At 63.8% G+C, this 24,561-nt stretch carries 19 protein-coding genes; 9 read left to right on the top strand and 10 right to left on the bottom strand.

Annotated elements, in window-relative coordinates:
* Positions 1-18: 18 nt before the first annotated feature.
* From VFW72_RS03490 to VFW72_RS03500, 3 genes are read left to right on the top strand one after another with little or no spacing between them, the layout of a single operon-like run.
* The gene (locus VFW72_RS03490) at positions 19-1,836 is read left to right on the top strand and encodes a sensor histidine kinase (RefSeq protein ID WP_329672881.1); all 1,818 of its coding nucleotides are present in this window, start codon (positions 19-21) and stop codon (positions 1,834-1,836) included.
* A gap of 51 nt (positions 1,837-1,887) precedes the next feature.
* Complete coding sequence (locus VFW72_RS03495; RefSeq protein WP_329672882.1) at positions 1,888-2,232, top strand: hypothetical protein; 345 nt, start codon at positions 1,888-1,890, stop codon at positions 2,230-2,232.
* A 44-nt stretch (positions 2,233-2,276) separates the two neighbouring features.
* Positions 2,277-3,185, top strand: coding sequence for an MBL fold metallo-hydrolase (locus VFW72_RS03500; RefSeq protein WP_329672883.1), 909 nt, complete (start codon positions 2,277-2,279; stop codon positions 3,183-3,185).
* A gap of 16 nt (positions 3,186-3,201) precedes the next feature.
* On the opposite strand, the gene VFW72_RS03505 is transcribed toward VFW72_RS03500, so the two are convergent.
* From VFW72_RS03505 to VFW72_RS03530, 6 genes are all read right to left on the bottom strand, one after another.
* Complete coding sequence (locus tag VFW72_RS03505; protein ID WP_329672884.1) at positions 3,202-5,226, bottom strand: neutral/alkaline ceramidase; 2,025 nt, start codon at positions 5,224-5,226, stop codon at positions 3,202-3,204.
* A 152-nt stretch (positions 5,227-5,378) separates the two neighbouring features.
* Entirely contained in the window at positions 5,379-6,314 is a 936-nt protein-coding gene (locus VFW72_RS03510) for a TorF family putative porin (RefSeq protein ID WP_329672885.1), read from the bottom strand.
* Positions 6,315-6,332: 18 nt separating this feature from the next.
* Entirely contained in the window at positions 6,333-6,800 is a 468-nt protein-coding gene (locus VFW72_RS03515; RefSeq protein WP_329672886.1) for a DUF2147 domain-containing protein, read from the bottom strand.
* Positions 6,801-6,820: 20 nt separating this feature from the next.
* On the bottom strand, positions 6,821-8,113 hold the full coding sequence (locus VFW72_RS03520) for an alanine racemase (RefSeq protein WP_329672887.1): 1,293 nt from the start codon (positions 8,111-8,113) through the stop codon (positions 6,821-6,823).
* A 25-nt stretch (positions 8,114-8,138) separates the two neighbouring features.
* A complete protein-coding gene (locus VFW72_RS03525; RefSeq protein ID WP_329672888.1) occupies positions 8,139-9,548 on the bottom strand; it encodes a D-arabinono-1,4-lactone oxidase in 1,410 nt (469 codons plus the stop codon).
* Positions 9,545-9,919 (bottom strand): c-type cytochrome, encoded by a 375-nt coding sequence (locus VFW72_RS03530; RefSeq protein WP_329672889.1) that lies wholly within the window; start codon positions 9,917-9,919, stop codon positions 9,545-9,547. Before VFW72_RS03530 ends, VFW72_RS03525 begins: the two co-directional genes overlap by 4 nt.
* A gap of 103 nt (positions 9,920-10,022) precedes the next feature.
* Between VFW72_RS03530 and VFW72_RS03535 the strand changes: the two genes are divergently transcribed.
* A complete protein-coding gene (locus VFW72_RS03535; RefSeq protein WP_329672890.1) occupies positions 10,023-10,676 on the top strand; it encodes a TetR/AcrR family transcriptional regulator in 654 nt (217 codons plus the stop codon).
* Between the two features lie 8 nt (positions 10,677-10,684).
* Here VFW72_RS03535 and VFW72_RS03540 read toward each other — a convergent pair whose 3' ends face one another.
* Both VFW72_RS03540 and VFW72_RS03545 read right to left on the bottom strand, forming a co-directional pair.
* Positions 10,685-15,028 (bottom strand): ATP-binding protein, encoded by a 4,344-nt coding sequence (locus tag VFW72_RS03540; protein WP_329672891.1) that lies wholly within the window; start codon positions 15,026-15,028, stop codon positions 10,685-10,687.
* A gap of 9 nt (positions 15,029-15,037) precedes the next feature.
* Entirely contained in the window at positions 15,038-16,006 is a 969-nt protein-coding gene (locus tag VFW72_RS03545) for a diguanylate cyclase domain-containing protein (protein WP_329672892.1), read from the bottom strand.
* 104 nt (positions 16,007-16,110) lie between these two features.
* On the opposite strand from VFW72_RS03545, the gene VFW72_RS03550 reads away from it, so the two are divergent.
* The 3 genes from VFW72_RS03550 to VFW72_RS03560 all read left to right on the top strand — a co-directional run bounded on the left by VFW72_RS03550 (position 16,111) and on the right by VFW72_RS03560 (position 19,886).
* A complete protein-coding gene (locus VFW72_RS03550; RefSeq protein ID WP_329672893.1) occupies positions 16,111-17,316 on the top strand; it encodes an SAM-dependent methyltransferase in 1,206 nt (401 codons plus the stop codon).
* Positions 17,317-17,329: 13 nt separating this feature from the next.
* Positions 17,330-17,854, top strand: a complete 525-nt coding sequence (locus tag VFW72_RS03555) for an SET domain-containing protein (protein ID WP_329672894.1) — start codon at positions 17,330-17,332, stop codon at positions 17,852-17,854.
* A 157-nt stretch (positions 17,855-18,011) separates the two neighbouring features.
* Positions 18,012-19,886: an ATP-binding protein gene (locus VFW72_RS03560; protein ID WP_329672895.1), complete on the top strand. Its 1,875-nt coding sequence runs from the start codon at positions 18,012-18,014 to the stop codon at positions 19,884-19,886.
* A gap of 101 nt (positions 19,887-19,987) precedes the next feature.
* On the opposite strand, the gene VFW72_RS03565 is transcribed toward VFW72_RS03560, so the two are convergent.
* Positions 19,988-20,200, bottom strand: a complete 213-nt coding sequence (locus tag VFW72_RS03565; protein WP_329672896.1) for a hypothetical protein — start codon at positions 20,198-20,200, stop codon at positions 19,988-19,990.
* 977 nt (positions 20,201-21,177) lie between these two features.
* Between VFW72_RS03565 and priA the strand changes: the two genes are divergently transcribed.
* On the top strand, positions 21,178-23,316 hold the full coding sequence (gene priA / locus VFW72_RS03570; protein ID WP_329672897.1) for a replication restart helicase PriA: 2,139 nt from the start codon (positions 21,178-21,180) through the stop codon (positions 23,314-23,316).
* On the opposite strand, the gene VFW72_RS03575 is transcribed toward priA, so the two are convergent.
* Positions 23,313-24,140: an HDOD domain-containing protein gene (locus VFW72_RS03575; RefSeq protein WP_329672898.1), complete on the bottom strand. Its 828-nt coding sequence runs from the start codon at positions 24,138-24,140 to the stop codon at positions 23,313-23,315. The genes priA and VFW72_RS03575 overlap by 4 nt on opposite strands.
* Before the next feature lie 221 nt (positions 24,141-24,361).
* Between VFW72_RS03575 and VFW72_RS03580 the strand changes: the two genes are divergently transcribed.
* Positions 24,362-24,561: hypothetical protein (locus tag VFW72_RS03580; protein WP_329672899.1), on the top strand; the 200-nt coding region annotated here is incomplete at its 3' end.

The following is a 24,561-nucleotide window of genomic DNA, read 5'->3' on the forward strand; positions in this document are numbered from 1 at the left end:
CAAAGCGGAGGGGCTGGCTTGAGCCTGTTGCGCCGCACCCGTCCTTTGCATCACCAGCTCATCGGCCTTGTGGCTGTGCTGGTGGTGCTGGCCATCTGTGTGTTGGGGGGCTATCTGGCGGTGGTGCTGGGGGGGACTTTGCGAGATGCTGCGGTGGCGCAGGCGTCCACGCTGGCCCGAAACGTGGCGATTTCGTCGAGCAACCCGCTGCTGACCAACAGCCTGGATGTGCTGGAAGAGCTGGCTCGGCGATCGGCCGACTTCGATGGGGTGATGGAGATCCGCATCGTGTCGCCCGAGGGGCAACCCGTGACCCATGTGATCCGCTCCGACGAGGGGCGCCCGCGGGCGGTGTTTGATCCGCCGAACACGCATCTGGCTTTGCCTGACGCGGCGTTGAATCCAGAGGCGGTGCCGCCTGTGTTCGAGGGGCCCACGCATCTGGTGGTCTGGCACCCGATCCGGGCTGGCGCTGTGGTGGGCTGGGTGCGGGTGGACTACAGCACGGCGTCGCTCGAGGCGTTGCGAGGCGAAATCTGGCGTTCGGCGCTGCTGGTGGCCATGCTGGCCATTGGCGGCAGCGGTTGGCTGGTGGTGCGGGTCATGGCCCGCCCTATGCAGGAACTGAGAGAGGCCACTCACTTTGCCATCGGGCTCAACGAGGCGCATGGGCAGCAGTGGTCGGTGTCTACCCGCACCGCTGAAATCGAGGCCCTGGGCGGCGCTCTCAATGAAGCGTCGGCAAGGCTGAATCAGCAAATGCTGGCCTTGCAGGAGCACAACGAGCGCCTGGGGGCGATTTTTTCGCTCAGCCGAGACGGCTTGGTCACGTTTGACCGGCAGGGTCGGGTGCAGTTTGTGAATGAGGCCTTTCTCGCGCTGACTGGCTTGAGCCGGGCGCAAGTCGATGGGGCCAGTGTGGTGCAACTCGACCAGCTGCTGCGGCAGCATGCCGCGCCGCAACGCCCCTTCGCCGGGGTGGCGGCCTGTTGGGCACCTGAAACCCAGGGGCTGCCGGTGCGGGTCTACCTGCAGCTTCCACAGGATGGCGAGCGGGTTTTGACCATGTTGGGGCAGAGAAGCGACTCGGAGGCGGTGAGCCTGGTGCTGTATGTGTGCGATGTGACCCAGCAGCACCACCTCGATCAGATCAAGTCTGACTTCCTGTCGCTGGCCGCTCACGAGTTGCGCACGCCCATGACCAGCATTTACGGTTACACGGAACTGATGCTGACGCGCGAGATGAAGCCCGAGCAGGTGCGCCCGCTGATTCAACGGGTTCACACCCAGAGCCAGGTGATGATGACCATCCTCAATGAGCTGCTGGATCTGTCGCGCATCGAGGCCAAACGCGGGGCAGACTTCGATTGGCAGCGGGTCGACTTGCAGCAGGAGGTCGTACAGATTCTCGCCACGTTCAGCCCGCCGCCCGAGCGGGCGCCGGTGTCGGTGGTGTCGCTTGAGCAGCCCATGCCGGTGCGACTCGACCGCCAGCAACTCAGCCAGATGCTGTTCAACCTGCTGTCCAATGCCTACAAGTACTCGCCCGGCGGCGGTAAGGTGAGTGTTCACTTTCTTTGTGATGCCCAGGAATCAGGGATCCGCTATGGGGTGGCGGTGCGCGATGAAGGGCTGGGCATGCGCCCAGACGACTTGGCCCGTATGGGCGAGCGCTTTTTCCGGGCCGACAAGTCAGGTCACATTCCGGGGTCTGGTCTGGGTGTGAGCATCGTGAAGGAATTGGCGGAACTGATGGGTGGTCAGCTCTGTTTTTCGAGCGAATGGGGAAAAGGCACGACCGCGACACTGTGGTTCCCGGCGGCGTCTCAAAGCTGATCGGCCACGGCCGATATCCAAAGGACGCTCAGTCAGATCTGGAGAATCACCATGCCCCATCGCGCCACTGCCCAAGAACTGCGTTCCGAACTGATGGCACCCGAGGCACCCAAACGCGTGCATGCTTTGCACCTGCTGGAGCTGGAGCTGGAACATGCAGCTTCCACCGCCGCTTCGCGCGAGCTGGAGGCCCTCACGGCACGCGGCATTCCGTTTTATTCGCCCCAAGACCCCGCCTACTGCGAGTGGGTCGCCAAGGCCATCAGCCTGTGGGAGCGGGTGCAGTATGAGCATGAGCACCCCATGCCCGTCATGAAGGCCTCGCATCAACGCGCCCAACGCGCTCGCGCGATCGCCACCGAGCGGGCCCGCATCTGCAAAGGCATTCGCGTCTGACGCGAGGTGTCTGGGGTGGTCCAAGGGGCCGCTAAGATGGCCCCATGACGTTGCCTGACCACATTCGTGTGTTGGAGCGAGGCTGGCTCTCCTCCAACAACATCGTCTTCCTCGACCCGGACTGCCCCACGGTGGTCGACACCGGGTACGGCACGCATGCCGAGCAGACCCTCGCCCTCGTCAACGAGGCCTTGCAGGGCCAGCCGCTGCGTCGCATTCTCAACACCCATCTGCATTCAGACCACGCTGGTGGCAATGCCATCTTGCAGGCCCATCACGATTGCGAAACCTGGATTCCGCCCGGGTTGCAAGAGGCTGTGACCCAATGGGATGAAAGCCGCCTGAGCTACGCCGCCACGGGCCAGGCCTGTGCCCGCTTTCGCCACGATCGCGTCATGCAGCCAGGCCAGACGCTTGACATCGCGGGCGACGACTGGCTCGTGCTCAGCGCCGCAGGCCATGACAACGACATGTTGATGCTGTGGTGCGAGCGATCTGGCATTCTGATCAGCGCCGATGCCTTGTGGGAAAACGGCTTCGGGGTGATCTTTCCCGAATTGATGGGCGAGTCAGGCTTTGCCGAGCAGCAGGCCACGCTCGACACCATTGCCCAGCTGTCGCCACGCCTGGTCATTCCGGGCCACGGGGCGCCCTTCACCGATGTGAAAGCCGCCTTGGCGAGCGCCCATTCACGCATTCGCTGGTTGGCCGACAACCCCCGCCGCAACACCGACAACGCCATCAAGGCCTTGCTGGCGTTCAAGCTGCTGGCAGCACGCCAGATGACGGTGGCGGATGTGGCCGCCCTGCTGCGCAATGCAGCCGCCATGCTGGACGTGGTACGCGAACATTACCCGGTGGACCCCGACGCGATGGCCCAGGTGGCCGCTGAGCAAATGGTGAAGCTGGGCGTGGCGCGTCGGGACGGCGACGTGCTGATCTCGCAGTTGTGAGCCACAGCGCTGCAGATCAAGGCGAGACCGCGAACGGACGGCTCGTGCCCCGGAAGGACGAGATGGTGCCCCACAGCGACTTGGCATTGCCGTCGTGCACGATCCGATAGGTGCCAGCAGCCTGGTCGGCCGGGATGGTCCAGCTGATGTCCACCACCGATTCCGCCCCGAAGGTACGACGCCAGCGGTAGCGGGTCGACCAGTCGCCATCGTCGGCCACACTCACCCACTGGTTGCCATTCCAGCGCTGCACTTCCAGGAAGCTGCCATTGCGTCGCAGGTTGTTCTTGGGGTGCGCACTCTGGAAGCGAACCGCCACGGTCTGCCCAGGCTGGTAGCTGGCTTGGGCATCTTGCAGCACGGTGCCGAAGGTCTTGCCCAGCGGCGGCAAGTCCATGACCACGCCAGTCTGGAAGTTCAGCTGGCAGCAGCTCAGATCGCGCGGGCGTAAGGCGGTGCTGACGTTCTCGCCTCGCACCATGGCCTGGGCCAGTTTGTCGAGCTCCTGCATGTAGGCCGGCTGGGTCCAGGGGCCAAACAGGGTGCTGCCGCCTTCGTAGTCCTGGTGGCTGTATTCCTCTGGGGTGGTGATGTACTCGGTGTAGGCATTGCTGTAGCCCACGACCAGCACCTGGTTCACCGGTACGCCCAGTGTCTGGGCCAACTGACGGCGAATGCGATAGCCTGACATGATGGTGGGCTCGCCCGGCAGCGTGGCCAGGTACAAATTGCCCACCCGCACCAGTTGCAGAGGCAGCACTTCGGGTACCCAGGGATAAGGTTGCATCAGACCCACCGGAATGACGACCTCCTTGGCTCCGTGGCATTGCCGCAGGCTGTCTGGAATGGGAAACAGCAAGCCGCCAATCGCGGTCAGGAAGGGGTTGGCGGTGCCCTCTTGCGCAATGCCGGGGCCGGGGCCGTCTTCGGTGCTGCCGGCTGCGAAGCTGGCGCCCAACGCGGCTGGGCAGGTGGAGTGAACCTGGCTGTCAGGGGTGTAGGCGCTGCCCACTTGCACGCGGCTCATGTCGACGAAGCGCATGCGGTAGTCCACCTCGCCGCTCAAGACCTGGTTGGCGTGGCTGGCCAGTTCGCGCGCCTTGTCCGACTGGCGTTGCCCGATGATGCGGGTGTTCTCGAACTCGTCTTCGGTGGGGCCGCTGCCCGGCTTCAGGTTCAAGTTGGGGCTCATGTCCCCGGGGTTGGTTTGCGCGAACGCGGCCACGAAGGGCTTGCCATCGGCCCGATAGCGCACCCCCGCCACCTCGTGCTCCCAGTGGTAGGCCGCATACCCTTTGTTGTCCCCACTGATCAAGGTGTTGGTGTTGGTCATGCTGGTGCCGTGGGTGGGGAACAGGCTCAAGGCCCCCACGGCGCGCCCGGCTTGCTGAAAGGTCAGCACCGTCATCAAAGGATCGATTTCTTGCGGAAAGACCGCGCGATCTTGCGCCGGGTTGCGACGAAACGCGGCGGAGGAGCGATTGCGGCTGGCATTGGTCAGTTCACCCTGGTTCAGCAAGATGTCGCCAGGGGCCTTGTTCGCATGGGCACGGTCAATGGCTTCGACAATGCCGTCAACGATGGCGTTGAAGGTGGCCTTCTGGAAGCCCAGCACGGTGATGTTGTAGAGCGCATAGTGCGAGTAGCCGCCTGGCCCCGCATGCGTGTGGGTGGCGCTGATCAGCACGTTTTGCTCGTTGTACAGCGAGCCGTAGCGTGTGGCCAGGCGGGCCAGCACTGCTTGATGAATGGCTTGGGTGACCAGGCCGGTGTCGGTGATCACCACCACGGCTGACTTGCCGGGCGTGGCGCCCCGGTTGTCCTGCACGATGAAGGCCCGGGCGCGCAGGCGCTGGTGGATGCCCGAGGTCTTCTGGTCCAGCGAGGCATAGCCCATCATGCCAACCTCGGCGGCCTCGCCGGTGATGTCACTCATGCCTACCCCGACCTGAAAGGCCGGAGCCGCCTGGGCCAGATGCAGGCAAGCCGACAGAGACAGGGCGGCGGCGAGCGCCACCGAACGGATCGCAGTGTGTGCCATGGAACCTCCTGGAAAAGCAGAAAACAGCTTGAAGCGCAGGGGCCGGGCAGGCCCGAGCGAACGGGGCAATCAGCAACGCAGGGTCAGTAACGCAACAGCAGGAACGGCGGGGTTCAGGTGGGGTGCTCGATCAGGTACCCACGCCGCCCCGTTCAGAAGCGCTTGGCCAGGCTGGCCACGAGGGCCGTGCGGTCAATGCGTTTGGTGTGGCCGTACACGTCGTAGGTGACGGCATAGGAGCGGTCGCGCATGCCGGCGGCCACGGCGTCGAGTTCAAAGTCCAGCCCCCAGCGGGTGTGGGCCACACCCAGCTTGTAGTCGTAGGTGGTGACTTGCTTGAAGTTCTTCACCTGGGTGTAGCCCACGTGGGCCACCAGCTTGGTCTGCGGGGCAATGGGGTAGCGCGTGTCGATCGACAGCAGTTGCGAGCCCCGGCTGTGTTTGACCGAATCGCCATAGCAGGCAATGGCTTCTGATGGGTCGGCCTGCAGATTCAGGTAGGCCTCGAACTCGGGTGCGAAGCGCGAGCCGCACACCACCGCCGTGTTGTTGCCTCGGAAGTCTTTGCTCAGCACATGCAGATAACGGGCTTCGACGATGCCGTAGCCCAACTCGATCACGGCAAAGCTCGTGTCAAAGCGGGTGCGCATGGTGTCGTTGAAATCGACAAAGGGGTTGCGGGGGGCATCCTTCACCTGCGCACCAGGGAACATCTCGTGGGCCAGGCCCAGGCCGTAATGCCAGCCCTGCGGGTTGCCCCAGCGATAGCCCGCAGCGGCCACCGCCGTCCACAGCTTGCTTTCGGGGAAGTTGGCACGCGCCACGCTGCCCACTTGCAGGTAGCCGATCAACCCGGACTCGTGCGCGGCGTTCACGGTGAACTCGGCGCCAGGGCGCAGGAAGGTGTCAGACAGGCCATTCGTGCGGCGATCGGTCAGCAGTTTGGCTTCGTAGTCGATGGCGTAGCTTTGGATGGCGGGCTCGTCGTCGGGTGCGGCCTGCGCCGAGGTCAGCAGGCCGGTGCTCAAGGCCAATGCGCTCAAGGCGTGCGTCGCCACGGTGCGTGCGGTGGGGTGGTGGGTTTTCATCGTTGTCTCCTCTTGTCTTCAACGGGTCTTGCAGCCGCTGGGCAGGCTGGCCACGCGGGTCATCTCTTCGGTGTCGCCCAGAATTTCGGTGCCGATGAATGCGCGCAGCAGCAGGGTTTCGGGCTTGCTGTCCTTGTTGACGCGAATGGCGGCCTTGTAGTGCTTCTTGCTGCGGGGGTCGAACACCCAGCCATCGCGCCAGGCCTCGTCGGCGTAGCGTTTGACCTTCGAGATCAGCACGCCACAGGTGTCGAGCGGGGTGCCGGCATCCTTGTCCCAGACGATGGTGCCGCACAGGGCGCCGGCGGTGTCAGGGCAATCCTTGAATTCAATGATGGCGCCCTTGTCGCTGCTCAGCCATAGGCCCTTGGCGTCTTGCGGTGTGGGGGCGGCCCACGCACTGGCGCACAGCAGGCTGAGTGAAACCAGCCCGCTGGCTCGAAGGGCACGGACGGCCAGGGGCCTCTGCAGGCAACGCAGATTCATGAAGCACCTCTTTTCAAAAATCAGGCTTGAGCAGGAAACGCGGGCCACCAATCGGTGATGCGCCCGTTGCTGTAGACGGCGATGTCGCCAAACTGTTGGAGCACGGCCTCGCTTTGCGTCGGCCGCAGGAACACGAAGTCGTCGCTGTGCAGGCCTTGCAGGCCCGAGCCCAGCAAGATCTGTTGATTCGATGAAGGGCCGATCAGGCCACTGGGAGCCAGGCCTGCCGGCGAGACCGGCTGCGCCAGCCAATGGCCGCCGTAGATGAAGACGCCGTGGCGCTGATTGCGGTCCCACCACTGGGCTGCTTGGCCAATCCACTCCACGCCGTGCGGCGCCTGAAACGGCCCGCTTTTGATGACCGGGGTGGCGATGAAACACGCTGGACTGAGATCGGCCAGCAAGGGGGTGTCGAAGTCGGTGGGCTTGACCATGGCCGAGCCCACCGAGACTTCGTTGGCGGCGCCTCGGCCATCGTGCAGGCGGTAGGTTGGTGAGCCTGCCGTGTTCAGGGTCAGGGCTGTGCGAGGCTGTGGCTGGTGCTGCCCCACGGGGCTGGCCAGCATCAGATCGGCCATGCGCTGGTATGTCGTCTTGACGTGATCGCGTGCGGCCTGACGCATGCCTGGCAGGTCGGGAATTTTCTCGGTGTGCGGGTCGTAGCCCATCAAGCCTGACCAACGCAGCAAGGGTTCTTCCTGCAGCAGCTTGATCATGGACAGGAGCGTGGCTTCATCGGCAATGCCGCCACGGTGAAGGCCTACGTCGATTTCCAGGTTCACCCGCATGGGAATCTTTTGAGCGCGGGCCAGATCCCGATACTGCTGAAGCCGCTCGGGTGTGTCGATGAGCCATTGCAGCTGTGTGGATGGATCAAAACCTGAGCTGGGGCGCTGGGCGTAAAAGCGAGCCGCCGCGGCCACAGGCAAAGGTTTGCCCAGCAGCACGTCACTGTGGGGGCGCTGCTGGGCCAGCAGTTGCAGGTAGGGCAGGTTGAACACCATCTGGCGGGTCGTGCCGGTCAGACGCGTCAGCTCATCGAGCAAGGCCAGGCTCGGTAGCGACTTGTTGACCAGCCGCAGCTGCATGCGACCATCGATGTTGTGCACCACCTGGCGCGCATTGGCTTGCAGGCGTTCGCGGTCAATGACCAGTGTGGGGGTGCCCACGCCGGCCTGGCGCAACGCGGCCTGCAGGCGCTGGAAGTAGGCATCGTGCGGGCCACCCTGCGCGCTCGGCCGCAGGGCCACGGCCCCAGCCACCGCAGCCAGGCTGGCGGTGGTCACAAATTGGCGGCGGCTCAAGCGGGGCATGGTGCGGTTCCTGGGGGGGCTGGCGTCAGGCGTTGGCAAACAGCTTGCGCAGGTGGGCGTTGAGCATGCGACCTTGTGGGTCGAACTGCTGGCGCACGGCCTGGAAGTCGGACCACTTGGGGTACATGGCAGACAGCTCGCGTGTGCCCATCAGGTGCAACTTGCCCCAGTGCGGGCGGCCGCCATGGCGGCGGTAGATCGGGGCGCAATCGTCGATCAGGTATTGGTAGGGCTCGTCGGCAGCAGCATGCACGGCGATCGAGCAGCTTTCTCGCCCGTAGAAGGGGCTGAGCCAGGCGCCATCGCCCTTGATGAAGCGGAACTCGATGGGGAAGAAAGCCTCGTTGTGCTTTTCGATGGTCTGGATGATGTCGCGCAGACATGCGACACCCTGCTCCCGCGGCACGTGCCATTCCGATTCGTTGAACTTCACCGGGCGGACCGATGACAGCAGCTTCCAAGAGCGCTGGCGGGCCTCTTCCGTCATGCTTGGGTCAATCAGCTTGCTGGCAGCCCATTGGCGCAGTTTGGGGAAGCGGCCCAACCAGTCGCGCAGCTTGCGTAGATCAGCCAATACGTCGTCATCGGCGGCTTTCGGGAAATACAGGTCGTTGCCGGTGTACACGTCGTGCGCAATGGCCGCGCCGTAGCCGGTGAAGGGCAGGTAGTACATCTCGAAGTGGCGATGCTGCTGGGCCAGTTGCGGCGCCTGTTGCAGCAGCGATTCGATGGGCTGCAGCCAGACCTTGCGTTGCAGGTTGTAGGCCGGCAGCACCCGCAAGGTCACTTGCGAGATCACGCCCAGGCTGCCGAGTGACACGCGGGCGGCGGCCAGCCACTCGGGCTGGCGCTGGGCGTTGATGTCCACCACCTCGCCATTGGGTTTGACGATGCGCAGCGCGATCACGTCGTCGTGCAAGGCGGGCAAGGTGGCCCCGGTGCCGTGGGTACCGGTCGAAATGGCGCCGGCAATGGTTTGCACGTCCACATCGGGCTGGTTGCGCAAGCCCAGACCCTGAGCTTCCAGGGCGCGTGCCAGCACGCCCAGCCGGGTGCCGCCCTTGACGGTGGCGGTCATGGCCTGCTTGTCGACCGAGATCACGCCCGACATCCGGTCGAGCGAGACGATGGTGCCGCTGGTGGGCACAAGGGCGGTGAAGGAGTGACCCGAGCCGACCGCCCGAATCTCGCCGGTGCTGCGCGCCAGCAGGGCTTGCAATTCGGCTTCCGAGGCCGGGGTAGGCAGGGCCTGGGCGAGCGCGGTCTGGATGCCTGACCAGTTATGCCAGTTGCTGCCGGCCGGTGGGGCGGCCTGGGTGGAGGCTGCCAGGGCCGGTTCGGCCCAACCCAGTTGTGCGAAGACGCCACCCAAGCCCCCGAGTGTCAGGGCGGTGCCGGTGGCGAGAAACTGGCGACGGGGAGGCGTGGTGTTCATTGGGCTTGACTCATGAAAGCGATGAGCCCGCGCAGATCGGTGTCAGAGCAGTCGCTGCACAGGCCTTTGGCAGGCATGCCCTTGTAGCCATCACGTGCATGGGCCACCAGCACGTCCATGCCCTGGGCCAGCCGTGGCTTCCAGGCGGGGGCAAAGCCCGTCAGCGGCGCAGCGCTTCGGGTGGCATGGCAGGTCAGGCAGGCGCGTTCGTACTGTTCGGCCAGGCGGGCATCCTTCGGGCGCAGGGTTTCGGCGCGGGCGACGTCCTGTTCGGTCGGCTCGACGGGCAAATCGGTGCCGCAGGCTGCCAAGGTGGCAAGCAGGCCGGAGCACAGCAGGCGGGTCGAGAGTCGAACAAAAATCGCTGGCATAAAAAGAAACACTGATTGAAAAAATAACAGTGTTATCAGAATATGCTTGCCGTTATCCCTGTGTTATCCAGACAAACCCTGCAACTCTGTGGAGTCTCGCCCCTTGTCTTCCACCCCCAAAGACGCCCGCAAGCAACGTGAAGCCGAACAGCGTCGCAAGGCCATCATCAAGATCGTGCGCAAGCTCATCAAAAAAGGTGGCGTGGGAGAAATTTCCTTGCGCAAGGTGGCCGAGCTGGCGGGGTATTCCACCACCGTGGTCTATTCGCTGTTTGGTGACAAGGGCACCCTGATCACCCAGGCGATGGACGAAGACTTGCTGGAGCTGACCGGCTTCATGCGGCAGGCGGTGGAGGCGCACACCGACCCTCTGGATCGCATCCGGGCCACCGCACGGGCCTACATTCATTTCGGTGTCACCCATCCCGATGAATACGCTTTCGTGTTCATGCAGCGGCGGCCCCACGCGCCCAACGAGTCCGCTCGGGTTCAGCATGGCGACCCGCTGCAAGACCCCTATGCATTTGCGCGAGCCTTGTTTGCCCAATGGGCGGCCACCGGCGTGGTGCGTGACCTGGATGTCGATGTGGACCTGATGACCCAGATCTTCTGGGAGGGCATTCACGGTTTCACGGCGCGCCATCTGGTGATGGGGCTGGATGACACCTGGATGCCCGAGGTGCCCAACGAAGCCCATCGCGACCTCATGATCGAGGTCTTGCTGACCGGCCTGGCCGCGGCCTTCGCGCCCCGCTGAGTGCGCGGCTAAGCTGGATCGGACAGTGTGTTTGCCCCGATCCCCTGCTCTTGCAGGAGGCTCAGGGCCTGGGCAAAGTCGAGCGACTCCAATGCCCGTTCGAGTTCCGTGAACGTTTCGGCCGCTAGCTGAGCGCGAAGAGCGGGCCCCAGCGTCTGAAACCGCCCCAGCGCATCGAGGTTCTGGGCCGCCAATTCATGCCGCCACGCTTCCAGACTCGCAGGGTCGAGCACCGAAGGCGTATCAGGCCGCTGGCTGGGTTCGTTGGCATCGGGTGAGCCCAGCCAGTCGCGCGCCGCGTGTTCGAGTCGAATGAGGCAGGCGTCGATGGCCTGGGCCTCGGCAGTCAGATCGGCCTGGGGGTCGTGCTCGATGTGCTGTTCGGCGCGCTTGGCCAGGGCCGCCAGTTCATGGGCGCACAGCACAGCGGCCGTGCCACTGAGCTTGTGCAAACGCGCTCGCAGTGGTGCGCTGACGCCGCCTGACTCGGGGGGGGCTCGCCAGCTGCCATGAGCCGGCCCGTATTCGCTCAGCAAGCGCTTGAGCAATCTCCGGTAGAAGCCGATGTCCTGGCCAAACTCGGCTGCCACCGCCTGCATGTCGATGCCATCGAGGGCGGGCCAGCAAGTCGGCGTTTGAGGGAGCGTGGGGTGTGCCGGGGTGATGGGCACCACTTCGCCGCGGGCATGCTGCACATGGTGTCGGATGACGCCGACAAGCGCATGCGGGTCCAGGGGCTTGCTGGCGAAGTCATTCATGCCGACTTCGATGGCGCGCTGTCGCTCCGACAGCATGGCGCCCGCAGTCAGCGCCACGATCGGCAGCGACTGGAGCGCAGGGTGTTCGCGAATGCGCTGGGTGGCTTCGATGCCGTCCATGATCGGCATCTGAACATCCATCAGCACAATGTCAAAGTGAGTCGGCTGACTCTGCAGCTGGTTCAAGGCCTCCAAGCCGTGTGAGGCGGTTTGTACCGCTGCCCCCTCGTTGCGCAACAGCCGAACGGCCACTTCCTGGTTGATGTCGCTGTCGTCTACCACCAGCACCTTGATGCCATCGAGCCACCGGGCCATCAGGCGATCGACTCGGGTGCCGGCATACAGGTGCTGGGCGGTGCCCTGCGCTTGCCAGATCGCCCGCAGCGCGGCGTTATACAGACTGAGGTGAGTCCAGGTCTGGGTCTGGGGGGCATAGGGCAGGATCGGGGTGGTTTTGCCCGGTCGGCTTGGAATGCGGTGCGTCGCCACATCCTGCCACCACAGCGAGTCGACCAGCGCATGTTCGATCAGGACCAGATCGGGTCGTTGGGGACGGCCTGCTTCCGGCATCAATGCCTGCAGGCCTGAGTCGGTGTGATCCATGCCGAAGGCGGCCACTTGCCACCCCAGTTCAGTGGCCAGGCTGGTCAGTTGCGACATGTCCTCGTCATGGTTGCCCACCACCCACACCCGCAGGGCCTCGGGGCCGATTGAGCCGGCCTCTTGCTCATCGGCGAGCAACATGGGGAGGCTGAACCAGAACTGACTGCCCTTGCCCTCCTCGCTTTGCACGCCGACTTCGCCACTCATCAAGGTGACCAGCCGGCGAACAATCGACAAGCCCAGGCCGGTGCCCCCGAAGCGGCGTGTGGTGGAGGCATCGGCCTGGGTGAAGGGTTGGAACAAGCGGGTCTGTGTTTCGGGGCTGATGCCCAGCCCGGTGTCGCTGATGGTGAAGCGCAGTTCGACCTGCGTGGCCGACAGGGCCAGCACCCGCACACTCAGCTGAACCTGCCCGTGTTGGGTGAACTTGAACGCATTGCTCAGGAGGTTGTGCAGCACCTGGCGCAGGCGTAGCGGGTCGCCCTGAACCCAATCGGGCACCTCGGCCGGGGCGCTCAAGGTAAAGCTCAGCCCCTTTTGCTGAGCCTGGGCGGCAAACAGGGACTCGATGTCTTTCAGCAAGCGGCGCAGGGAAAAGGCCGTGGTCTCCAGGCGCAACTCCCCAGCTTCGATCTTCGACAGGTCGAGCACATCGTTGAGCAAGGCCAACAGAGACTGGCTGGCTGCCTGAATTTTGGCCACCCACTCGCGCTGTTCCACGTTCTTGAGTGACTCGCCCAGCAGGTGCGTCATGCCGATGACGGCATTGAGGGGGGTGCGGATCTCGTGGCTCATGTTGGCCAGAAATTCGGTCTTGGCTGAGCTCGCCGCCTCGGCGTGGCGCTTGGCCTCGAGCAAGGCCTGCTCGGTCAGGTGCTGGCTGGTGATGTCTTGCAGCGCACCGACCAGCCGTGCTGGGCGGCCTTCGCTCAGTGTGGCCCGGGGGTCGACGCCGCCCACCATGCGCACCCACAGGCGGGCGCCCTGTGCGTTGATGAAGGGCAGTTCGAGATCCCAGCCTTTCTGCAATCGAACGGCGTCTTGAATGGCATGGCGAAGCAACTCGCGCGCTGGCGAGGGGAAGTGCTGCAAGGCCTCGGCTTGTGTGAGGCGTTGGTCATCGCTCAGCCCAAAAGTCCGGCGGGTCTGCCTCGTCAGCAGCATTTCACCCGAGGCCAGGTCCATTTCCCAGCCCCCCACCCCAGCCATCTGGCCGGCGCGTTCGAGAAAGCCCTCGCTGCTGGCGCGCAGGCGCTCCTCCACCCGGCGTCGTTCGGTGACGTCGTGAATGAGCACGTAGAAGCCTTTGATGTCCTCGCCATCGCGGTCGGGCAGGAAGTGGGTTTGCAGATGGCGCACGACCTCGGTGCCCGTCTGGGCCTCCGTGTGGTCGAATGTTTCGCTGCTGCCTGCCAGCACCTTGTCGACATGATGGCGAATGGCCGCAAACCCCTGTGGCCCAAGAACGGACTCCATGTGCAGGCCCACCACATGCCCTTGCGGCGCCTGTAGCCAGTGGGCATAAGCCCGATTGGCAAAGCGGTTGATCAGCTCACGGTCCCAGTACCCGATCATGGAGGGCATGCCGTCGAGTACCGATTGCAGGTGGCGGGTGGCGGCATCCAGTTCCGCAGTCCGATGCTGCACCTGTTGTTCCAGGTTCTGCGCCAGTTCACGCAGGCGGCTGTCTGCCAACTTGCGTTCGCGGTTGTCTCGAATCGTGCGGCAGATGCGGTGCACTTTCCCGTGTGCATCGGCGATGGCGGCCACACTCATCGACACATCAATGGGGTGGCCCTCGGCATCTTTCAGCACGGTTTCGCAAGGCGGCGGATTCTGCCCAGCCATCACGTGCTCGATCAGGCGCTCGTCCCGGGCTTCGTCGTCACCGTGAATCAACAGGTCTTGCCAGCGTTGGCCGATGCGCTGGCGCGCGGAGCCCCCGAAAATCCGCTCGGCCGCTTCGTTCCAGCTCAGGATCAGCCCCGACAGGTCGTGGCTGATGATCGCATCGCTCGTGTGATGCACGATGGCGGCCAGTTGCGCCTGTTGCTGTCGCAAGTCAGATCGCCGTTGATGGTTGCTGGCAAACGCATAGGCCAGCGCGCCCAACAAGGCCGAGGCGGCCAGACCGAGCCAGCCGATGGTGCCAGGCTGCGGCAGATCCAGATTCTGGCCAAAGCTCGCATCGGCGCGTGCATCGATCAACCATCGACGGCCCATCACCTCGCGGGTGCTTTGCCAGTGCGACGGCCATTGGCTGCTGTGGGCTTGCGGGCGCGACTGCAGCACCGTGGTGGTGGGCTCTCCGGGGGTGACATCGGTGATGGTCAGCTGGTAGCCCGCTTCCGCAGGGATCAGGTCGACCAGCGTTGAAGCAGGGTCAAAAACCAGCCCGACCCAGCTGCCATGTACGGATGCGGAGGGGGCAGTTTCTGCGCTCGGCTTGTCGCGAGTCGGCGCCGGCAGAAGCAAGACCAGCTGGGCGCTGAGTGCTGAGCTGGCGGGGAGATGCGGTCGGCTGAGGGTTGGGGTCTTCCGGGCCCAGGCGCTGTGCGCAGCTTGTCGAGCCACGGTGCCTTGGAGGATCGCTTGCAGGGCGGTGTGGGGCGAATCGTCGAGGGCCACCACAATGGGGGCCTCCAATCGCTCGCCCGAGGCAGAGGGCCGATCACGCAGATAACCAAAGCCTTGCGCCCCATTGAGTTCGAGTTCGAGGTTGTCGGCTTGCCTGACCGCATCGAACACCTCATGTGACAGATGCGATTCTTCTGAGCCCAGAACCGCGCCCTGGATGCCACGCAGCCCGTATTGCAGCCGAAACAGGCGCTCCACGATCTGATTTGCGAGGTTGCTTGCCGCCACGGCAAATTGCCGCTCGATGGTGTCCTGATTCAGCTGTTGCTGATGTGCGGTCCAGCCCGTGGTCGCCAGCATGCCAGCGATGAAGACCAGCAGGGACCACGTCAGCGGGCGCGTGCGGCTCGGCATGGGGCAGGCTCATGCCCTGGGGGCTTCGTCGACGCGAGCTGACTCGAAGCGATTGCGCCCCCCCGCCTTGGCCTGGTAGAGCGCCTTGTCGGCGGTCCGAATCAAGGCCATCGGGCCGTGAGCCTCTTCGCCATGCACGCCCGTGGCGTCGAGGGCGGGAACCCTCGAGATGCTGCCTGCCCCCACCGACACGGTGGTCACTTCGGCGACGGGCGATGCCGGGTGGGCCAGGCCCATGGCCTCCACGCCGGCCACGATGCGGCCGGCCACGTGCCGGGCGCCGTCCTGATCGGTTTCGGGCAGCAACACCACGAACTCTTCGCCGCCCATGCGCGCCACCTGATCGGCGGGGCGCTTGGCCAACTGTTGAATCAGGTGCGCCACCTGAATCAGGCAGCGGTCACCTTCCGGGTGGCCTTGGCTGTCGTTGAAGCGCTTGAAGTGATCGATGTCGACCATCAACAGCGAGATGGGAGTGGCGGTGCGGCGCGCGCGATCCCATTCACGCTCAAGAACTTGCTCGAACACGCGGCGGTTGGCCAGCCCGGTCAGTGGGTCGGAGTTGGCGCTGCGCCGCAAGGCGTCGGTGGTCAGCTTGAGGTGCAGGTGGGCCTTGACGCGTGCCTGCACAAGCAGGGGCTTGGGTGGTTTGCCAATGAAGTCGACCGCACCGGCTTCCAGGCTCGCCAGTTCGTGCGCTTCGTCGTTGTGGCCGGTGATGAAAATGACGGGGATGTCGCGTGCGTCGGGCGACTGCTTGAGCGCGCGGCACACCTCGTATCCGCTGAGCCCGGGCATGTCGGCATCCAGCAAGATGATGTCGGGAGGGGCTTCGGCGATCAGTTTGAACGCCTGCGAGCCGCTCAGTGCAAACCGGATCTGGCCCAGTCCCTCGAGCATGCGCCCCAGCGATTGCACGATCACGGGGTCGTCGTCGACGATCAGGATCGTGCCTTGCCGCAATGTGTCGATCACCATCCGGGGCTCTCCGCTTGGCGTGATGTGTTGTACTGCCGGACTTCGATGCGTCCTGCACCCCAGACTGGCCTGTGCAGGTCTCCCTAGGCGCGACAATACGGTTTATGCAAGACCCTGCCCTGGACCGATTTCGCGCGCACCTGACCGATGCGCTGTCTCAGCACACCCTGATCAAAGTGGTTCTGGCCAACTATGCCGGCAACGAGCCGCAGTTGCAACGGGTCATCGTGCGCCCAATCGTGCTGAAAGAGCAACATTGCCTGTCTTTTGTCTACCGATACCAGACGCGAGACATCACGCGCAACCTGCCTCAGGCAGAAGGCTTGCAGGTTGTGATGGACCTGCTGGGCATGCAAGGTTTTCGCAATGCGCACGTTCACACACCTGGCCAGGAGTGGCAGTTGGCGTGGAGCAAGAAGGGCAAGGCCACCGTGCGAGTGGGGCGCAGCGACAACGCTCAGGCCCCAGCGGCAGCCACGCAGTCGCACAACCGTGACAAGCAGCGCTTCCTCGACCTGTCGCGCCCCTTCCTGCACGAACTGGGCGTGACCGACGCGCAAGGCCACCTCATTCCTGCGATGGCGCGCAAATGGAAGCAGATCAACAAGTTCATTGAGGTGCTGGCGGCTGCGCTGGAGCGTTCGCCCCTGGCCGAGCAAGAGCGCATCCATGTGGTCGACTTCGGTTCGGGTAAGGGATACCTGACCTTTGCCGTTCATGACTGGTTGCAAAACACCCTGCATCGCGATGTGCGCGTCACGGGGGTGGAGTTGCGCGACGAACTTGTCCAGTTGTGTCAAGGTGTGATCCAGCGCCTGGGCCTGCAGGGCATGGACTATGAGCAAGGCGATGTGCGCGACTACCACCCCGCTGCCTTGAATGTGATGATCGCCCTGCATGCCTGCGACATTGCCACCGACTACGCCATTCACCTGGGCATTCGCGCCGGGGCCGAGATCATCATGTGCTCACCGTGCTGTCACAAGCAGGTGCGGCCGCAATTGCTCAGCCCGCACCCGCTGCGCCCCATCTTGCAGCATGGCATTCACCTGGGGCAGGAAGCCGAAATGCTGACCGATGGCCTGCGGGCCTTGCTGCTCGATGCCGCCGGCTATGACACCCAGGTCTTCGAATTCATTTCGCTGGAACACACCAACAAGAACAAGATGATCCTGGCGGTCAAGCGCAGCAAGGCGCGCTCGAACGAGGAAGTGGTTCAGCAGATTCGCGACATCAAGGCTTTCTACGGCATTCGCGAGCAGGCGCTGGAAAGCCTGCTGCGCGCCGATGGCCTGTTGCCAGCCGATTGAGGCGGGGGCCACCATGCCAGTGTTGCGCATCCTCACCCGCAGTCAGTCTGAACAGCCCAGCGCGGAGGGGCGGGCGGTTCGCGCTGAAGCCGCGGCCGCCGAGTCCAAGGGCCGTCCAGCCAACCCTCAGAAGTTTCCGGTGCGTGTGGGCCCCAGTCACATCGATGGGCTGGGGGCGTTTGCCGAAGCGCCGATTCCGGCTCGCGCCAAGGTGGGTGAAATTCGCGGCGAGTTCGTGTCCATGGCCGAAGCCCGTGCGCGGGCCAAGGCCGCCGAGCGCCAGACCGGGCGCATTTTCATGATTGCCATCTCCGACAAGCGGGCCGTTGATGCCAGCGAGTCGACCGACCCGCTGCGCTACGCGAATCATTCGTGTGCACCCAATCTGGTCTTGAAGGTTCAGCAAGGTCGGGTGGCGTTTTACGCCCTGCGTGACATTGAGCCCGGTGAGGAGTTGTCGGCCGACTATGGTGAAACGCACCATGCCGGCCGCCTGGTGTGTCGCTGTGGTGCGTCGCAGTGCCGTGGCCGTCTCTGAACGTCAAGGGACAACCCTCGGGCCTGTGTTTTGCATTCCCCCCGTATGGGGGATGCCCTGATCTGAACCTGGGTTCAGATCGGCGCGCCTTTTCGCGAAAACCCTTTGTCCTATCGCGCCAATCGCCTTCAATACTCATTGAGTAACGAGGAAGTAGATGGTTACCGACACTCGACAGACAGTCCGATCCGCGCTGTCGGAGATCGAAGATTCAGACTTGCAATTGCGGATTCGCCAGGCGCGCACGGGCATGCTGTTGGGGCACATCACCTCGATCAGCGTGTTTTCCTGCTTGTTTGCTACCGTGATGTGCTGGCTGATTGCTCCGCTGGTCGATCCGACGGTGTTGTGGCCCTGGCTCGCCGCCAAATGGTTGATTCTGGTTCCCAGAGTCTGGCAGGCGCGCGCCTATGCGCGTTCGCCGCACCAGGACCAGGCCCATTGGTATCGGTGGTTCATGGTTTTGCTGGTGCTCGACTCCCTGATCTGGGGCGGTGTGGGCTGGTGGCTCACGCCGCATGCGCAAATTGAACTGGGGGCGGTCACCCTGGCCTGTGTGGTGGCTGTGGCGGCTGCGGGCAGTTTCATGCTGCACATGGATGCGCGCGCGTCGTTGGGCCTGCAGTTGGCGGTCATCGGTCCCAATTTTCTGTATTGCCTGGCCCGCGGCGATCAATATGGCTTGTTCGGGGCCTTGTGCCTGGCAGGGGTGGCCGTGGTGCTGCAGATGGAGACCCTGCGAGCCCAGCGCCGCATGACCGAGCTGCTGCGTCTGCGTTTTGCACTGGAAACCGTGGCACGTCAGCGCGAGGAAGCCCGCGATGTGGCCGAGCGCCTCAGTGAAGCCAAGAGCCGCTTCCTGGCCACCGTCAGCCATGAGATGCGAACCCCTTTGAGCGGCATGCTCGGGCTCACACGCATGCTGCGCGAAGAAGAGACCCGTCCGCCGGTACGGCGTCGTCTGGAGCTCGTTGAGCGTTCTGGCGAGCATCTGCTCACCGTGCTGACCGATGTGCTCGATTTCTCTCGCATCGCAGCTGGGCACCTGCAAGTGGAAAGCAAGCCCTTCGACCTCGGGCTGCTGCTCGATGAGGTGTTGGCCTTGTCGGGCGTGTCTGCGCGCGAAAAAGGGTTGGCTCTGGTGGTGCGTTCGGGGTTGCCGGCCAGCCATCCCGTGCGGGGCGACGCCATGCGTGTTCGCCAGGTGCTGCACAACCTGATCGGCAATGCCATCAAGTTCACCGAAGAGGGCCAGGTCGCCGTGCTGGCTACGCTGCAGGCAGATGGCTGTACGGTGGAGCTGGTGGTGGAAGACACGGGCATCGGCATTCCTGAATGCCAGCTGGCCCACATCTTCGAGGCCTTCCACCAGGTCGAGGGCAACAAGCGACGGCACGAAGGCACCGGCTTGGGGCTGACCATTTCCCGGCAACTGTGTCAGGCCATGGGGGGGGATCTGAGTTGCACCAGCCAGGTCGGACGAGGCTCGCGCTTCGTCTGTACCCTGCAATTGCCCCCGGCGACCTCGGCCGAGCTTGAGCCGGTGGCGCCAGTTGAGGCGCCTAATGAATGTCCATCGGGCACCGCATCCGCATGGACCACCTGTCGCGTGCTGCTGGTGGAAGACAACCCCATCAATGCCTTGGTGGCCGAGGCCAGCTTGCGTCAGATGGGGGTTGAGGTGCGGGTGGTTGACGATGGCGCCAAGGCCGTCGAATGGCTGGCCGGGCAGCAGGCCGATCTGGTCTTGATGGATTGCATCATGCCGCAGATGGACGGCTACGAAGCCACGCGCCAGATTCGTCGGCGCGAACGCGAGCGCAAGTGGCCACGTGTGCCGATCGTGGCCCTCACGGCCACGGTGGACGAGCAGGAAAAGCGAGCCTGTCTGGATGCCGGCATGGACGATCACCTGGGCAAGCCGTTTTCGCGTGAAGACCTGTCTGCGGTGCTGGAGCGCCATCTGGGCGTGGCGCCCTGGCCGGTCGTGCAGCCAGGAGTGGGGCTGCCTATGGGCAGTGGCCTAGCCTGAGGCCTGCTGACGTTTTGGCCGCGCGCTGATGGCGTAAGGCCATGAAAAAAGCCCGCTGAAGCAGCGGGCTTTTTCGTTCCTGACCGAAGTCAGCTCGGGGATCAGCCCAGAGCTGCCAGTTCGGCGTTGACCTTTTGCAGGATTTCTTCGGTGATCAGGCCGCCCGAGAACTTGGCAACCATAGACAGAGCAAAGCCCTTGCCCATGCCGATTTGGGGGTGAGTGGAAATGCCGGGCATGTGCTTTTCCAGGATGGCCTTGGTGGTTTCGTTGTCCAGCAGGTCGCCCAGTTTGGATTCGATCGAGAAGCTCATTGCAATGTCTCTCAGGAAAAAGAAATAGGAAGACTTGCAAGCATACCTGTATCGAACGACTGTTCATATCCACCTCAAGGGTTTTCCTTCATCCCGGAACAAGGGGGGCTGTGGTTTCGCGCTTACCGCGCCCGGGGCGCAGCGTGACCCGGCTGTCGCACATTCGCGCCAGATGAGGTGGGCCTAGCACAGTTTTGGGTGCAGTTCGGCGCGCGAATGGCTTCATTTTTGTGCTATTCGAGGTCACTTATCCCCACAAAACGGCGAGCGAGGCTTGCTCTGAAGTTGTGCATGGCCATTGCCCCGCAAAGCACGTAAGTGTGTTCTAAGTGATTGATTCATATAAGAACTTTGCATTTGCACCAGTTTGCGGCAATCCAGGGGAAACCCTGTCCTGACAAGCATTTAGCGGGGGTGTGCATAGGTTTCCCACAAAGTTATCCACAGGAAAGGTGGATAAGCTTCGGGACACGATGAATCAAGCACTTAGCGAGGTCTCTTGCGGTGCTACTTTTCATGATTCAGGCAAGGTCCAGTCACGGACTGGCCGGAATTCCGATTTTTGGCGTGACTTGTCATCTGGGCACCCGGAAGGGGGTAAAAAGCGTGAAATCCGTCACAACCGGATGACAAGCCTTGTAAGACATTGAGCAACTCGGGAAAACCCTTTGTTTTTGCGAGGAGCTCTTCACTTATCCCCATAAAAAGGCGAGCGAGCGCACGAAAACAGGGCGAAGTGGGTTGCGCGGTCAAATGTCCGCTACCATGCGCTAAGTGCTTGATTCATATAGAAACTCGTGTGGTGCCACACTTTGAGGCAATCTAGCGCAAATCACGGTCTGACAAGCATTTAGCGCGCATGTGCAAAGCTTTCCCACAAAGTTATCCACAGGCTCCGTGGATAAGGGTTCAGCCTAATAAAATCAACAACTTGCCGTTCGCTTTTCAATTCTTGTAGGAAGTTCGGAGACAAGACAGTGCCCCCCTCCCATTCGGATCATCAGCCTCAGGTGGCGTCGTGCCGGGTGGGGGTCGTCGTCGAAGCGCCGCAGCACAGCGGTTTGCTGGGGCCGCTTGATTACCTGTGCCCTGAGCCCTTGGCGGCCGGTACCGTGGTGCGGGTGCCGCTGGGGCGTCGCGTCGTGACCGGCGTGGTCTGGGACGATGGCGACACGTCCAGCGAGGCGCTAGCCGATGCTCAGCTCAAACCTGTGGCCGAGGTGCTTCACGGTTTGCCGCCCCTGTCGGCCGCCTGGCGCCAGCTGATCCAGTTTGCGGCTGGCTACTACCAGCGAAGTCTGGGGGAAATGACCTTGATGGTCTTGCCGCCCGAATTGCGCCAACTGGACGAAACCCAATGGGGGCGCCGCCTGAAGCGGCTGGACAAGGCGGTGGCCAAGGATGTGGGCAAGGAGGATGGCGAGTGCGCCCGTGACAGCGGGAGCGCACAGGCCTTGCCCGAGTTGACCGAGCAGCAAGCCCAGGCCCTGGCGGCCTTGGTTGGCCCGACTGACAAGCCCTTCCTGCTGTGGGGCAGCACCGGCAGCGGCAAGACCGAGGTGTACCTGCGCCAAGCCCAGCGCGCGCTCGATGCGGGCCAGCAGGTGCTGATGATGGTGCCCGAGATCAACCTCACGCCCCAACTGGAAGAGCGGGTGGCGGCACGGTTTGCCGGCCGGCGCATCGTGTCCTTGCACAGCGGCCTGACGCCCGCCCAGCGCCTGCGCAATTGGCTGATGGCCCACACCGGCCATGCCGATCTGGTCCTGGGTACGCGCCTGTCGGTGTTTGCGTCCATGCCCCGGTTGGGTTTGATCGTGGTCGACGAAGAGCACGATCCGAGCTACAAGCAGCAAGACGGGGCGCGCTATTCCGCCCGCGATCTGGCGGTGTACCGGGCGCGCCTGGAAAAGGTGCCGGTGGTGCTCGGTTCCGCCACGCCCAGTCTCGAGTCCTGGTACAACGCCTTGCCAACCGCGGAAGGCGGGGCCGGGCGCTATGTGCGCCTGGCCATGCCCGCCCGCGTGGGCGACGGCATCATGCCCACGGTGCGCGTGCTCGATTTGACCCGCGTGCCCAAGCCCCTGCCCGGCCGCAGTGCCCCGCCCTTGGCCGAAGAGTTGCTGCAAGCCATCGCGCAGCGCATCGAGCGCGGCGAGCAAAGCCTGGTTTTGCTCAATCGCCGCGGCTACGCGCCGGTGCTGCATTGCAGCGATTGCGGCTGGAAGAGTGGCTGCCCGCATTGCAGCGCCTGGCGCGTGTTCCACAAGGTAGACCGCACCTTGCGCTGCCACCACTGCGGTTTCACCGAGCGGGTGCCGCAGGCCTGCCCTGACTGTGGCAACCAGGACATCGCTCCGGTGGGGCGCGGCACCGAGCGCCTGGAAGAGCAGTTGGCCGAGGTCTTGCCGCAGGCCCGCATCGGGCGCATCGATGCCGACGTCACCAAGCACAAGGGCGCGCTGGAAGCGCAACTGGCCAGTGTGCATGCCGGCGAGGTCGACGTGCTGGTGGGCACTCAGATGGTGGCCAAGGGGCACGATTTCCGTCGCATCACCCTGGTGGCAGCGGTCAACCCCGATGCGGCCTTGTTTGCCAGCGACTTCCGTGCCGCCGAGCGCCAGTTCGCGCTGCTGATGCAGGCCGCAGGCCGAGCCGGCCGCGACGCCCAGGTGGCCGGCCACAGTGAAATGTGGATCCAGACCTGGCACCCTACCCATCCCCTGTATGCCGCCTTGCGCCGCTATGACTATGCGGCCTTTGCCGCTCAGCAGTTGCGTGAGCGTGAAATGGCCAGCCTGCCCCCCTACGCCAGCCTGGCCATGCTGCGCGCCGAGGGCAAGACGCAAGAGGCTGCCCAGCACTTCCTGAACCGGGCGGCCGAGTTGACACAAGACCTCGCCGGTGAGGCCATCGTGCTGTACCCGCCGGTGCCCACGCCCATTCAGCGGGTGGCCAATGTCGAGCGGGCGCAGATGATGATCGAGTCTGCCAACCGCTTGGCGCTGCAGCGCTTTCTGCAGTCCGCTCAGGCGCTGTGGCTGGACGAGGCGCAAAAAAACCGCCGCAGCGGACTGATCCGCTGGGCGGTCGATGTGGACCCGCTGGCAATTTAACCCAGCATGGCCTCCATGCCTTCGCACAGTTCGCTCAGAGGAGGCAGTTCCTTGAGCAGCACGTCGGGCGACAGGCCGAGTTTCGCGCACACGCCGCTGGGCACGGTGCCCTCCAGGTCTTCCTGCGTGGCCTTGTTGTGCTCACCACGGGCACGCCAGGCGGCCAGGTGGATGACGGCCGCAACCTGGTCAAACGGCTGGGCGTCCAGCGGGGCGGGGAAGTGCTTGATGGCCTCGACAAAGGGCTGCGGGAAGCGCCATTGGCGAGCCAGTTCGGCGCCCACGGTGGCAAAGTTGTAGCCGAACGAAGCGGTTTCCATGTCGAGGCGACGGGCATCCATCGGATTGGCCTGCTTGTCGAGGTGCAGCATGGGCTCGGGCATGCCGGCGTGCATGACCAGCTGACCGATGCAGTGCATCAGGCCCACGGTGAAGGCCTGATCGCCATTGATGCCGACCTTCTTGGCCAACCAGCCCGCCACCGCAGCGGTGTGCAGACCGTAGCGCCAGAATTGGGTCAGATCCAGACCGGGCATGGACTTGTAGCCGCCGGTCAGTCCAGAGCTGATGACCAGGGTGCGCACGGTCACGAAGCCCAGCATGGTCATGGCATCGTTGACGGTGCCCACCGTACGGGAGACGTGATAGTAGGCCGAGTTGGCCAGGCGAAGCAGGCGAGCCGACAGAACCGGATCGGCCGCGATCTTCTTGGCGATCTCGTCAATCGAGATGTCTTCGCTGTTGAAGCTGTCAATCAGCTCGTGAACGATTTTGGGAACGGCCGGCAGGGCCTGGGGTTGTTTGAACAGGGCTTCGAGCTGCATGTTGTCAGCCTCCATCTCGAGAGTCGGTCTGAAAGGGGTGTATGCCGTCCCTCCTTGAACTGCGGAGGGTTCTTGCCATATCGACTTGGCAGGACATGACTTGAGCATCGCGCATCTGAAAGATTTCAAGCCATGGAAATAACCCGAGGCAACGGTGCTGTTGTGCACATTGACCACAACGACAGCGAGGCGAGGTGGGGCGCTTTTGCTAACCTGTCGGCATGAGATCTGCAAAGCGCACCCTCTTTGGCCTCCCCTTTCTCGGCGCGCTGCTGGGCAGCCTGAGCCTCTGGGGCGCCCGTCCCGTCCTGGCTGCGCCGCCTGCGGTGAACGTCCAGGTCGAGTGGCGGGTGGTGTCGTCTGCGCAGGCGCGGGCACGACAGGCCCAGATCCAGGTGCCGGGCAGCGTGACTCTCTCCAC

Origin of the sequence: Aquabacterium sp. (genome assembly GCF_036273115.1) — a bacterium.
Lineage (GTDB): Bacteria > Pseudomonadota > Gammaproteobacteria > Burkholderiales > Burkholderiaceae_C > Aquabacterium.

Excerpts from the sequence above, each read along its gene's own strand:
- VFW72_RS03495 (WP_329672882.1), top strand. The coding sequence starts at position 1,888 with ATGCCCCATCGCGCCACTGCCCAAGAACTGCGTTCCGAACTGATGGCA.
- VFW72_RS03500 (WP_329672883.1), top strand. The coding sequence starts at position 2,277 with ATGACGTTGCCTGACCACATTCGTGTGTTGGAGCGAGGCTGGCTCTCC.
- VFW72_RS03505 (WP_329672884.1), bottom strand. The coding sequence starts at position 5,226 with ATGGCACACACTGCGATCCGTTCGGTGGCGCTCGCCGCCGCCCTGTCT.
- VFW72_RS03510 (WP_329672885.1), bottom strand. The coding sequence starts at position 6,314 with ATGAAAACCCACCACCCCACCGCACGCACCGTGGCGACGCACGCCTTG.
- VFW72_RS03515 (WP_329672886.1), bottom strand. The coding sequence starts at position 6,800 with ATGAATCTGCGTTGCCTGCAGAGGCCCCTGGCCGTCCGTGCCCTTCGA.
- VFW72_RS03520 (WP_329672887.1), bottom strand. The coding sequence starts at position 8,113 with ATGCCCCGCTTGAGCCGCCGCCAATTTGTGACCACCGCCAGCCTGGCT.
- VFW72_RS03525 (WP_329672888.1), bottom strand. The coding sequence starts at position 9,548 with ATGAACACCACGCCTCCCCGTCGCCAGTTTCTCGCCACCGGCACCGCC.
- VFW72_RS03530 (WP_329672889.1), bottom strand. The coding sequence starts at position 9,919 with ATGCCAGCGATTTTTGTTCGACTCTCGACCCGCCTGCTGTGCTCCGGC.
- VFW72_RS03540 (WP_329672891.1), bottom strand. The coding sequence starts at position 15,028 with ATGCCGAGCCGCACGCGCCCGCTGACGTGGTCCCTGCTGGTCTTCATC.
- VFW72_RS03545 (WP_329672892.1), bottom strand. The coding sequence starts at position 16,006 with ATGGTGATCGACACATTGCGGCAAGGCACGATCCTGATCGTCGACGAC.
- VFW72_RS03550 (WP_329672893.1), top strand. The coding sequence starts at position 16,111 with ATGCAAGACCCTGCCCTGGACCGATTTCGCGCGCACCTGACCGATGCG.
- VFW72_RS03555 (WP_329672894.1), top strand. The coding sequence starts at position 17,330 with ATGCCAGTGTTGCGCATCCTCACCCGCAGTCAGTCTGAACAGCCCAGC.
- VFW72_RS03560 (WP_329672895.1), top strand. The coding sequence starts at position 18,012 with ATGGTTACCGACACTCGACAGACAGTCCGATCCGCGCTGTCGGAGATC.
- VFW72_RS03565 (WP_329672896.1), bottom strand. The coding sequence starts at position 20,200 with ATGAGCTTCTCGATCGAATCCAAACTGGGCGACCTGCTGGACAACGAA.
- VFW72_RS03575 (WP_329672898.1), bottom strand. The coding sequence starts at position 24,140 with ATGCAGCTCGAAGCCCTGTTCAAACAACCCCAGGCCCTGCCGGCCGTT.